The following is a 12,057-nucleotide window of genomic DNA, read 5'->3' as shown; positions in this document are numbered from 1 at the left end:
CGTATTAGTTTGAATGTGTATGGTTCAGCATAGAGACTATCTCTCTTTGATCTGCATTCATATATTCTTGTGATTGCATTTCTATAATGCGGGAGACGGTGCGATGGAATTCATTCGATAAAGTACCTTGCATATAGAGTAATTCCGGTGCCACTTCGGCCGACATAATTAGTTTTACTTTATTATCATAAAAGACATCAATTAACCAGGTAAAGCGACGTGCTTCGGAGGACATGCCTGCCGACATCTGCGGTATTGATGACAGAATCACTGTATGAAAACGGCTAGCAATTTCAAGGTAATCATTTTGTGAGCGCGGCCCACCACACAGTGTTGCAAAATCAAACCAGATGGTAGTCCCCGCCCGGCGCAAAGATTTCAGGCGACGCCCTTCTATGTCAACTTGATGATCTTCTTCTTTGGTCTCGGCCAATCGACTAAATGCATCACGCAATAATTGATCGGTGTGGGCACCGAGTGGTGTCAAATAGGCATCTACTTGCTCCAGTGCGCGCTTGCGGTAATCGTTGCCAGAATCGACGTTCATCACATCCATACGCTCTTTAATTAGTGCGATTGTCGGCAACATGCGATCACGATGCAAACCGTCAGGATAGAGCGTATCTGGTTGATAGTTTGAAGTCATGACGAAGGACACACCGTTGTCGAACAGTGCTTTCATCAAGTTATACAACAACATGGCGTCGGCCACATCGGACACATGGAACTCGTCAAAGCAAATCAATCGATATTTCTTCGCGATACGCGCTGCGACTTCATCGAGGGGATCCGCTACGCCTTTGAGTTCATCCAATTCACGATGCACTGCGCGCATGAATTCGTGAAAGTGCAATCGGGTCTTACGAACCACAGGCACGACGGAATAAAAGCTGTCCATCAAAAACGATTTGCCGCGACCAACGCCACCCCACATATAAACGCCGCGTGGAACTTCGGGGCGACTGATCAGGCGCACCAGGCGATTCGAGCGCTTTGATTTATATATTACCCAATCGTCATACGCCTGTTGTAGCCGGTCAACCGCACGTTTTTGTGCAGCATCGACTTGAAAGCCACGTTTAGTAATTGCTTCTTGATAAAACTCGTGAACATTCATGCTTGCGTATTAGTTATGGTGAAAGTGTGAAGCGAAGGTGATTGCGATGTGGCTGTCGTGATGAGTGATACTCAGTAGGACTGGCTTACAAACTTATAGGACTTACGCAAGATTGTGCTAACCAAGCGTGTCGCCGAAGACAGTACAACTGTACGACAAGGCGATAACAACGACGCCAGCATCTGTTTTTCGTAAGTCCTAATTAAAAGCGGAATAGATCATCGATAATCTACTCCGCTTCTTGCGTCGAGCTATGAACTTGTCAATCAGAAGTTCAAAGAACGCTTATCGACTGCGAGAGCTGCTTCTTTTGTCGCTTCAGACAAAGATGGATGCGCGTGGCAGATCCTAGCGATATCTTCGGATGATGCACGGAATTCCATCGCGACGACAGCTTCAGAAATCAACTCAGAAGCCATAGGACCGACGATGTGAACGCCCAAGATTTCATCCGTGGTCGCATCGGCTAAGAATTTCACCATACCTGATGTATCACCTAAAGCACGTGCGCGACCATTTGCCATAAACGGGAACGTACCCGCTTTGTATGCTACGCCATCAGCCTTCAGTTGCTGTTCAGTGCGACCAACCCAAGCGATCTCTGGTGAAGTGTAGATCACCCAAGGAATCGTGTTGAAGTTCACGTGGCCATGTTGACCGGCGATACGTTCAGCGACGGCGACGCCCTCTTCTTCTGCTTTGTGCGCCAGCATAGGTCCGCGTACGACGTCACCAACCGCCCAGACGTTAGGCAAGTTCGTTTTGCAATCGCCATCCACTGCGACGAAGCCACGCTCGTCCAAAGCCAATCCTACAGCTTCTGCATTCAAACCATTGGTATTTGGTGTACGACCGATAGAGATAATCAGTTTGTCGAAAACCGCTTTGTGTTCAGCGCCTTTGTCATCGGTGTAATTGACTGTGACATCATTCGCACCTTTGACGATTTCGCCAATTTTCACGCCGAGGTTGATAGATAAGCCTTGTTTTACAAACAGTTTGTGCGCTTCTTTAGCGATTTGTTCATCGACTGCGCCAAGGAAAGTTGGTAATGCTTCTAAGACGGTAACTTCAGCACCGCAACGACGCCAAACGCTACCCATTTCCAGACCAATAACACCAGCGCCAATCACACCCAACTTCTTAGGAACAGCGCCAACTTTCAATGCGCCATCATTCGACAAAATCAATTCTTCATCAAATGCTGCGCCTGGCAATGCACGTGCATTTGAGCCAGTTGCTACAACAATATGTTTACCAGTGATAGTTTCTTCCGCTTTACCAACGACTTTGATTTCATACGCGCCATCAGCAGCTTTAACGAAAGAACCATGACCGTGGAAGAAAGTGACTTTATTCTTTTTGAACAGGTAAATGATACCGTCGTTATTTTGCTTAACAATCGTGTCTTTACGCTTAAGCATTTTCGCAACGTCTAATTCCAAACCACTGACGTTGATACCGTGATCCGCAAATGCATGACCCGCGTGTTCATAGTGTTCAGAGGATTGCAATAAAGCTTTAGATGGAATGCAACCTACATTCGTGCAAGTGCCACCTGGTGCAGGACCACCTTTTTCATTCGTCCACGCATCAATACACGCAGTAGAAAAACCCAATTGTGCCGCACGAATTGCGGCGATATAACCGCCAGGACCGCCGCCGATCACGACGACATCAAATTGTTTGCTCATAGTCTTACCTTGCCAGGTTCACTGTAAATAAAAATAAATGAAAAATGAGCGCAACAATTAATCGTAATGACCATTGCCTGCGCTCAAAAATATTGCTGTTTTATGCTTCCTCAGGGATGAAAATCCAGGCCAGCAAATACGCGATAACACCAAATCCAAAACATGCCACAAACAAAAAGAACATCAGGCGCCAAACCCAGGATTCCATGCCTGTAAATTTACCCAAACCACCGCAAACGCCACCTATCCATTGATCGTTTTTTGAGCGACGCAATTGATTAATATGGGCAAATGGGTTTTCACCATTTGCACCTGCTTGCGAAGCATTCGCATTCAAGGATGCAAGTAACTTCTCTTTAGCCTGAGCGAATTCTGCATCAGTCAATGCGCCTGACTGATGCAATTCGTGCAGACGTTTAATTTCGTCAGCAATATTCATATTTTGGTGTGATAGTAATTGTTAAGATTACAGATCCAACAACAAACGAGCTGGATCTTCCAGTGCTTCTTTCATTGCGACCAAACCTAACACCGCTTCACGACCGTCAATGATACGGTGATCGTAAGACATTGCTAGGTAGTTCATAGGACGAATCACGATTTGACCATTTTCAACTACTGCACGATCTTTAGTCGCATGTACGCCCAAAATTGCAGATTGTGGTGGGTTGATAATCGGTGTTGACAACATAGAACCGAAAGTACCGCCATTAGAAATGGAGAAAGTACCGCCAGTCAAATCATCCAAAGTCAATTTACCGTCTTTCGCTTTCGCGCCGAATTCGCCGATTTTCTTCTCGATTTCAGCGATAGACATTTGATCTGCATTGCGCAAGATAGGCACAACTAAACCGCGTGGTGAACCGACCGCAATACCGATGTCGAAATAACCGTGGTACACGATGTCATTGCCATCAACGGAAGCATTGATGATTGGGTATTTTTTCAATGCCGCAACTGCAGCTTTGACGAAGAAAGACATGAAACCTAATTTCACGCCGTGTTCTTTTTCAAACTTATCTTTGTACTTGTTGCGCAACTCCATCACTGGCGCCATGTTGACTTCATTGAAGGTCGTCAAAATCGCATTAGTAGATTGAGATTGCACCAGACGTTCAGCGATACGTGCGCGCAAACGGCTCATAGGAACGCGCTCTTCTGGACGATCACCAAGGTTGGCTACTGCCGGTGCAGATACTTGTTGCAATGCTGGTTTTGCTGCAACTGGAGCTGCCAAAGGCGCAACAGCTGGTGCAGATTTGTTCGCCACGGCTGCCAATGCATCACCCTTAGTCACGCGACCATCTTTGCCTGTGCCATCAATTGCACCTGCCGACAAATTGTTTTCTGCCAAAATTTTCGCTGCTGCTGGCATTGCGATACCTGCTGCTGAACTCGCAGTTGCCGCCGCAGCGGCTGGTGCTGCTACCGCTGCAGCCGCTGCCGGAGCACTGGCAACTGTGCCAGCCGACGCTTCCGTATCCAACATCGCGATCACTTGACCTGCAACCACAGTGCTACCATCACCGCTAATAATTTGTGTGATGACGCCAGCTGCTGGTGCCGGTAACTCCAACACCACTTTATCAGTTTCTACGTCCACGAGATTTTCATCGCGAGTGACTGCTTCGCCTACTTTTTTGTGCCAAGACAGTAAAGTCGCTTCGGCGACGGATTCAGATAACTGAGGAACTTTTACTTCGATAATTGCCATGTTTTTTCTCCGTGTAGGATGTCTATTTGGTGCCGCACTATATTTATTATTGGCGGCACCACCTAAGATTATTTAGTCAGGATATAACCTTTAAGTTTCGAAAAGGCTGCATCAAGCAATGCTTTTTGTTGTGCATAGTGCTTGTCGTAGTAACCGACAGCAGGTGATGCACTAGCAGGGCGGCCTGCGTAAGCGAGCTTCTGACCTTCATCCAAACTTTCAAAGATATTGTGTTGAATCTGGAACCATGGACCTTGATTTTGCGGTTCGTCCTGCGCCCAAACCAATTCCACCATATTCGGGAATTTTTTCAATTCCGCCACAAAACTCTTATGTGGGAATGGGTAGAGTTGTTCGATACGAATGATCGCTGTATCAGATTGACCGCGTTCTTTGCGAGCATTGACCAGATCATAGTAAACCTTGCCGGAGCAAGCGACTACACGTTTTACTTTTTTCGCATCGATAGATTCATCAACTTCACCAATCACGGTATGGAAATTACCTTTTGCCAATTCAGACAAAGGTGAACCCGCATCCTTATTACGCAGCAAAGATTTTGGCGTCATGATGACCAAAGGCTTACGGAATTGGCGGATCATTTGACGACGCAACAGATGGAAAATCTGTGACGCTGTCGTTGGTTGCACCACTTGCATATTGTTATCAGCACACAATTGCAAGAAACGTTCTGGACGAGCAGAAGAATGCTCTGGACCCTGACCTTCATAGCCGTGTGGCAGCATCATGACCAGACCACAAGCACGACCCCACTTCACTTCACCTGAGCTAATGAATTGATCGATTACAACTTGTGCACCATTCGCGAAATCGCCGAATTGCGCTTCCCAAATCGTTAAGGTATTCGGTTCTGCGCTGGAATAACCATATTCAAACGCTAACACTGCCTCTTCAGACAAGACAGAATCGATCACAGTGAACGGTGCTTGTTTATCGGAGATGTTTTGCAAAGGAATATACGTACCCGCATCCCAACGCTCACGTTTTTGATCATGCAATACCGCATGACGATGAACGAAAGTACCGCGGCCAGCATCCTGACCGGTTAAACGGATTGCATAACCAGAAGAAACCAAAGAAGCGAATGCTAAATGTTCGCCCATACCCCAGTCCAGATTCATTTCACCACGCCCCATGGCAGCACGGTCACCCAAGACTTTTTCAACCAAACTATGTGGTTTGAAATCTGCAGGAATGCTCGTAATGCGTTCAGCTAAGCGTTTTAATTCAGTGGTTGGCACTGCTGTGTCAGCAGCATCTGTCCATTTCTTGTTCAGGAATGGAATCCAGTCAACTGCGAATTTATTCTTGAAGTTAGAAATAACAGGATCAACGGTATGTTTGCCAGCATCCATAGCATCACGGAAGGCTTTCACCATCTCATCGCCGCCGTCAGCAGCGATCGTACCTTGTGCCGCTAATTTGTCGGCGTACATCTTACGCGTACCTGGATGTTGCGCGATTTTTTTGTACATCAATGGTTGTGTCAATGCTGGCGTATCTTGTTCGTTATGACCCAATTTACGGTAGCAGATAATGTCGACAACAACGTCTTTCTTGAAAATCATTCGATAATCAAGCGCAATTTGCGTTGCCAACACGACCGCTTCTGGATCATCTGCGTTGACATGCAATACCGGTGCTTCGATCATCTTAACGACGTCAGAGCAATACAAAGTTGAACGTGCATCACGTGGATCAGAAGTGGTGAAACCGATCTGATTATTGATGACGATATGCACTGTGCCACCTGTACCGTAGCCACGTGTTTGTGCCAGATTCAAGGTCTCCATGACGACACCTTGGCCTGCAAATGCGGCATCGCCGTGAACCAAGATAGGCAAAACTTGCGCGCCATCTTTGTCACCACGACGTTCCATACGTGCTTTAACAGAACCTTCTACCACTGGATTAACGATTTCCAAATGGGATGGATTAAATGCTAAAGACAGGTGAACTGGGCCGCCTGGCGTCGAAACATCAGAGGAGAAACCTTGGTGGTACTTGACGTCACCAGCTGGCAGGTCATCGCCATGTTTACCTTCAAATTCAGCAAACAAATCTTGTGGCATTTTGCCCAAGGTATTGACCAATACATTCAAACGACCGCGATGCGCCATACCGATAACGATTTCTTCGACGCCACGTTCACCCGCGCGTTGAATAGTCTCATCGATAGAAGCGATAAAGCTTTCGCCACCTTCTAATGAGAAACGTTTTTGACCAACGTAGCGTGTATGTAAATAGCGTTCCAAACCTTCGGCTGCAGTCAAGCGATCCAGAATGTGTTTTTTCTTTTCGGCTGTAAAGCTTGGTGTGGAGCGGATAGATTCGAGTTTTTCTTGCATCCAGCGCTTTTCGGCTGGATCACTGATATACATGAACTCAGCACCGATAGAACGGCAGTAAGTATCACGTAGAGAATTGAGCAGATCGCGTAAAGAGGCGGTCTCTGATCCAAAATAGGTGTTGCTGATATTGAACTGGGTGTCCATGTCAGCGTCAGTTAAACCGTAAAAACCTGGCTCTAACTCTGGCAATGGTGGGCGTTCTTGGCGTTGCAGCGGGTCTAAATTTGCCCAGCGGCTACCCAAAAAGCGATATGCAGCGATTAATTGCTGAGCGGCGACACGTTTGCGTCCCATTTCAGCATCGCCAGCAGCACTTACAGTGCGAATAGGACCTTGTTTTGCACGCTCTGCAAAAGAAGCGATGACCGGCGCATGTGCGACGTCAGGCTTGGCAGAACCATCAACAGCAGGAACGTGTTGCATAGCGTCGAAATACGCACGCCAGTTATCCGGGACGGAGCCAGGATTGTTTAGATACGCTTCATATAGTTCTTCAACATACGGCGCATTGCCGCCGAACAGATACGAGTTAGCGTTATATTGTTGCATCATATTGCTCACCTTTCTTCGCGCTTCGCGAGATTAGCGGGTTAATCTAACCTTCCGCGACACGGCCTGACCGGTTAGCGGATTGCACATCAAGTTGTGGGGAAGGACTCATTCGAAATTCTATTTTCAACCCAGACTTTGATACGGTAGGAAAACAAATACCACTTCAAACTGACAGGAGGAATATTGACTTTCAACATCAAACGCGAGAATAACATATTTCGCCATAAAAAAAGCGAGTAATTTTTACTCGCTTTTATAAAATATATTTAATTTACTAAATATTGAATATGGCTGTTTTTGATTATCGCCTGTTACTTCATTCTATTGTTCTCGCCTATCGCTTATCAATCGCTGGCACATCACGTTTTGGTGAGCCAACAAACAATTGACGTGGACGACCAATTTTTTGCTCTGGATCAGAAATCATTTCTTTCCACTGCGCGACCCAACCTACTGTGCGCGCCAAGGCGAAAATACCTGTAAACAAAGCGGTCGGAATACCCAATGCACGTTGCACGATACCAGAGTAGAAATCAACGTTTGGATACAATTTACGGGATACGAAGTATTCGTCTTCCAAGGCGATTTTTTCTAATGCCATTGCTAATTTGAACAGTGGATCATCTTGCAGGCCGAGTTCATTCAAGACTTCATAGCAAGTTTCGCGCATCAATTTCGCACGTGGGTCGTAGTTTTTGTAAACGCGATGACCAAAGCCCATCAATTTCACGCCAGAGTTTTTATCTTTGACTTGTTCGATGAAATGAGGAATGTTATCGACTGAGCCGATTTCTTCCAACATACTCAAGGCCGCTTCGTTCGCACCACCGTGAGCAGGACCCCACAAGCAGGCAATACCAGCAGCGATACAAGCAAATGGATTCGCACCAGATGAACCAGCCAAACGGACTGTGGACGTAGAGGCATTTTGTTCGTGATCTGCATGCAAAATCAAAATACGATCCAATGCGCGCACCAAAACTTCATTGACTTTGTATGGCTCACACGGATTCGAGAACATCATGTACATGAAGTTCGCGCTGTACGACAAATCATTGCGTGGATACACGAATGGCTGGCCGATAGAATATTTATATGCCATCGCTACCAAGGTTGGCATTTTCGCGATCAAACGAATTGCGGAAACTTCGCGATGATGGGCATCATTAATATCCAAAGAATCATGATAGAAAGAAGCCAAAGCACCTACTGTACCCACCAATACGGACATAGGATGCGCATCACGACGGAAACCGCGGAAGAAGAATTGCATCTGTTCGTGCACCATCGTGTGTTTAGTTACGGTGTCCACAAACTTTTGCTTTTGTTCTGCATTTGGCAATTCGCCATTCAACAACAAGTAGCAAGATTCCAAGAAGTCGCCGCCATTTTGAGCCAATTGCTCAATCGGGTAGCCGCGATACAACAACTCACCTTTATCACCATCGATGTAGGTAATAGAAGAGTTACACGCCGCAGTCGACATGAATCCCGGATCGTAGGTGAATTTGCCCGTGGCGCCATACAACTTACGGATATCGATTACATCAGGTCCAATAGAACCTTTGTAAATAGGCATCTCGATCGATGGGGAGCCATCAGAAAATGATAGCGTTGCTTTTGTTTCAGAGTTAGTCATGGCTCTTCCTTCGTTGCAGGTGAGTCGTTAGTGAAAAATGCGATCAAAAAATATGATCAAAAAGTACAAAAATTTTATGCTGCGCGCAGACGCGTCAGCAATGCTTTGACATGAGGTAAATCAAGCTGATCTTCAGGCTCGTTTTTCCCCATCAACAAATCCATTAATGCATTGTCGGAGATGTCCATCAGGCGACTAAACGCATCCACCTCTTCATCCGACATGGTTTCTTCATGCGCATCTAAAAAGCGCGTGAGTATCAAATCATTTTCTAATAAGCCGCGGCGCGCACGCCAGCGTAAACGCGCCCGATTCACTGGGTCACTTTGATGCAAGCCAGACATAACACCTGACATGATTTTTCCTATCTCTTTTACTGACCAGATTGACAGGTATAAAACCTGGTCAATCTGGCACAGAGTACTTCAATGCGCTAATCTTTAATCATTAACGCGATACATTGAAACTACTTACACCGCACGTCTTACCATCAACTCTTTAATCTTACCGATAGCACGGGTAGGATTGAGGCCTTTAGGACAAACGTCAACACAGTTCATAATCGTGTGGCAGCGGAATAAACGGTATGGATCTTCCAGATTATCCAAACGCGCGCCAGTCGCTTCGTCGCGTGAATCAGCGATAAAACGATAGGCTTGCAATAGGCCAGCTGGTCCAACGAATTTATCTGGGTTCCACCAGAATGACGGGCATGATGTAGAGCAGCATGCACACAAAATACATTCGTACAAACCGTCCAATTCTTCACGTTCTGTCGGCGATTGCAGACGTTCTTTTTCAGGCGGAATGCTGTCGTTGATCAGGTACGGTTTGATCGAATTGTATTGCTTGAAGAATTGCGTCATGTCCACGATCAAGTCGCGAATTACAGGCAAACCTGGTAATGGGCGCAAGATGATAGGTTCAGACAACTCATTCAAATTGGTAGTGCAAGCCAAGCCATTCTTGCCGTTGATGTTCATCGCATCAGAGCCGCATACACCTTCTCGGCATGAACGACGCAGCGCCAAAGAATCATCGACGTCAGCCTTGATACGCTGCAGAGCATCGAGCAACATCTTGTCTGTGTCTTGCAATTCCACCGTCAGGTCTTGCATGTAAGGCTTTGCATCCTTGTCCGGATCGTAGCGATAGATTTTAAATTTTAATGTACGTGCCATAGTGATCTCTTTAGAATGTACGTGCTTTAGGTTGGAAGGTTTCCACCGTGAGCGGCTTAGTCACAACTGGTTTGTAATCTAAGCGATTACCCTCTGAATACCACAATGTGTGCTTCATCCAGTTTTCATCATCACGTTTTTCGTAATCGCGGTGCGCATGTGCGCCACGCGATTCTTTACGTGCATTTGCAGAAGTAATCGTCGATTTTGCCGTTTCGATCAAGTTATCTAATTCCAAAGCTTCTACGCGTGCCGTGTTGAATACTTTCGATTTATCTTTGAAAGAAACGTGCTTACGACGTTCATCCAATTCCATAATCTTGCCCAATCCTGTTTGCAACAATTCATCAGTACGGAATACACCGCAATATTGTTGCATCGTGCTACGAATCGCATTCGCTACGTCTTGTACGCGCTCTGTGCCTGTGCTGTTTTCCAGTTTAGACAAACGTGACATCGCCAAATCAGCCGCATCTTTCGGCAAATCTTTATTACTACGTGCTTTGAGATTACTTGCAACAACGTGATTACCAGCAGCGCGACCGAATACGATCAAATCTAACAAGGAGTTAGTGCCCAAGCGATTCGCACCATGAACAGATACGCAAGCGCATTCACCGATAGCGTACAAGCCATTCACGACTTCATTCACGCCATTTTTAGTCGTGACGACTTGGCCGTGAATATTGGTCGGAATACCGCCCATTTGGTAGTGAATGGTTGGAACGACTGGGATAGGTTCTTTAGTTGCATCAACGTTCGCAAACTTATGACCAATTTCCAAAATCGATGGCAAACGTTTTTGAATCGTATCCGCGCCGATATGACGCAAATCGAGCATAACGTGATCTTTATTTGGACCGCAACCACGACCTTCTTTGATTTCCTGATCCATAGAACGGGAAACGAAGTCACGTGGCGCCAAGTCTTTCAATGTTGGCGCATAACGCTCCATGAAACGCTCACCCTGGCTATTGACCAAGATACCGCCTTCACCGCGCACACCCTCTGTAATCAAAACGCCAGCACCGGCCACACCCGTTGGGTGGAACTGCCAGAATTCCATATCTTGCAAAGGTAAGCCAGCACGTGCAGCCATACCCATACCGTCACCGGTATTGATAAATGCATTAGTTGAAGCAGCAAAAATACGACCTGCACCACCTGTTGCGAACATTGTCGTTTTTGCTTCCAGCATCATCACTTCGCCAGTTTCCATTTCAAGTGCAACCACACCCAAAACGTCACCAGAGGCATCACGAATCAAATCAATCGCCATCCATTCAACGAAGAAATGAGTGCGTGCGCGGACATTACGCTGATACAGTGTATGCAGCAATGCATGACCAGTACGATCTGCTGCCGCGCAAGCGCGTTGAACTGGCTTTTCACCGAAATTCGCAGTGTGACCACCAAATGGACGTTGATAAATAGTGCCATCCGCATTACGGTCAAATGGCATACCAAAATGCTCTAATTCATAAACGACTTTCGGTGCTTCGCGACACATGAATTCGATCGCATCTTGATCACCGAGGTAATCACCACCTTTAACGGTGTCAAACATGTGCCAGAACCAGTTGTCTTCAGACATATTGCCCAAAGATGCACCGATACCACCTTGGGCAGCAACAGTATGAGAGCGGGTAGGAAAAACTTTTGACAGCACAGCCACGTTGAGGCCAGCTTCTGCCAATTGCAAAGATGCACGCATGCCAGATCCACCGGCACCGACGATTACCGCATCAAAACGACGCGAAGGGATTGCAGACTTTATTCCAAAATTTG

General features: G+C 46.4%; 9 protein-coding genes. All 9 read right to left on the bottom strand.

Annotated features, from left to right (window positions below):
- Positions 1 to 4: 4 nt before the first annotated feature.
- Positions 5 to 1,117 (bottom strand): cell division protein ZapE, encoded by a 1,113-nt coding sequence (gene zapE, locus H8K55_RS17500; RefSeq protein ID WP_186943353.1) that lies wholly within the window; start codon positions 1,115 to 1,117, stop codon positions 5 to 7.
- A gap of 266 nt (positions 1,118 to 1,383) precedes the next feature.
- A complete protein-coding gene (gene lpdA, locus H8K55_RS17495) occupies positions 1,384 to 2,811 on the bottom strand; it encodes a dihydrolipoyl dehydrogenase (RefSeq protein WP_186943352.1) in 1,428 nt (475 codons plus the stop codon).
- 100 nt (positions 2,812 to 2,911) lie between these two features.
- Entirely contained in the window at positions 2,912 to 3,250 is a 339-nt protein-coding gene (locus H8K55_RS17490; protein WP_186943351.1) for a PspC domain-containing protein, read from the bottom strand.
- 27 nt (positions 3,251 to 3,277) lie between these two features.
- Positions 3,278 to 4,525 (bottom strand): 2-oxoglutarate dehydrogenase complex dihydrolipoyllysine-residue succinyltransferase, encoded by a 1,248-nt coding sequence (odhB, locus tag H8K55_RS17485; RefSeq protein WP_186943350.1) that lies wholly within the window; start codon positions 4,523 to 4,525, stop codon positions 3,278 to 3,280.
- A gap of 68 nt (positions 4,526 to 4,593) precedes the next feature.
- A complete protein-coding gene (locus H8K55_RS17480) occupies positions 4,594 to 7,449 on the bottom strand; it encodes a 2-oxoglutarate dehydrogenase E1 component (protein WP_186943349.1) in 2,856 nt (951 codons plus the stop codon).
- Between the two features lie 334 nt (positions 7,450 to 7,783).
- Positions 7,784 to 9,088, bottom strand: a complete 1,305-nt coding sequence (gltA, locus tag H8K55_RS17475; RefSeq protein ID WP_186943348.1) for a citrate synthase — start codon at positions 9,086 to 9,088, stop codon at positions 7,784 to 7,786.
- Positions 9,089 to 9,162: 74 nt separating this feature from the next.
- Entirely contained in the window at positions 9,163 to 9,432 is a 270-nt protein-coding gene (locus H8K55_RS17470) for an FAD assembly factor SdhE (protein WP_186920958.1), read from the bottom strand.
- A 126-nt stretch (positions 9,433 to 9,558) separates the two neighbouring features.
- Entirely contained in the window at positions 9,559 to 10,269 is a 711-nt protein-coding gene (locus H8K55_RS17465; RefSeq protein ID WP_186943347.1) for a succinate dehydrogenase iron-sulfur subunit, read from the bottom strand.
- Between the two features lie 10 nt (positions 10,270 to 10,279).
- The gene (sdhA, locus tag H8K55_RS17460; protein WP_186943431.1) at positions 10,280 to 12,046 is read right to left on the bottom strand and encodes a succinate dehydrogenase flavoprotein subunit; all 1,767 of its coding nucleotides are present in this window, start codon (positions 12,044 to 12,046) and stop codon (positions 10,280 to 10,282) included.
- Between the last annotated feature and the right edge of the window lie 11 nt (positions 12,047 to 12,057).

Origin of the sequence: Affinundibacterium flavidum, from assembly GCF_014284175.1 — a bacterium.
Taxonomy (GTDB): Bacteria; Pseudomonadota; Gammaproteobacteria; order Burkholderiales; family Burkholderiaceae_D; genus Undibacterium; species Undibacterium flavidum.
This window is presented reverse-complemented; position numbering and strand designations above follow the sequence as displayed.

Coding starts and splice junctions, on each gene's coding strand:
- H8K55_RS17465 (WP_186943347.1), bottom strand. CDS start 10,269: ATGGCACGTACATTAAAATTTAAAATCTATCGCTACGATCCGGACAAG.
- H8K55_RS17490 (WP_186943351.1), bottom strand. CDS start 3,250: ATGAATATTGCTGACGAAATTAAACGTCTGCACGAATTGCATCAGTCA.
- lpdA (WP_186943352.1), bottom strand. CDS start 2,811: ATGAGCAAACAATTTGATGTCGTCGTGATCGGCGGCGGTCCTGGCGGT.
- H8K55_RS17480 (WP_186943349.1), bottom strand. CDS start 7,449: ATGATGCAACAATATAACGCTAACTCGTATCTGTTCGGCGGCAATGCG.
- zapE (WP_186943353.1), bottom strand. CDS start 1,117: ATGAATGTTCACGAGTTTTATCAAGAAGCAATTACTAAACGTGGCTTT.
- gltA (WP_186943348.1), bottom strand. CDS start 9,088: ATGACTAACTCTGAAACAAAAGCAACGCTATCATTTTCTGATGGCTCC.
- odhB (WP_186943350.1), bottom strand. CDS start 4,525: ATGGCAATTATCGAAGTAAAAGTTCCTCAGTTATCTGAATCCGTCGCC.
- H8K55_RS17470 (WP_186920958.1), bottom strand. CDS start 9,432: ATGTCTGGCTTGCATCAAAGTGACCCAGTGAATCGGGCGCGTTTACGC.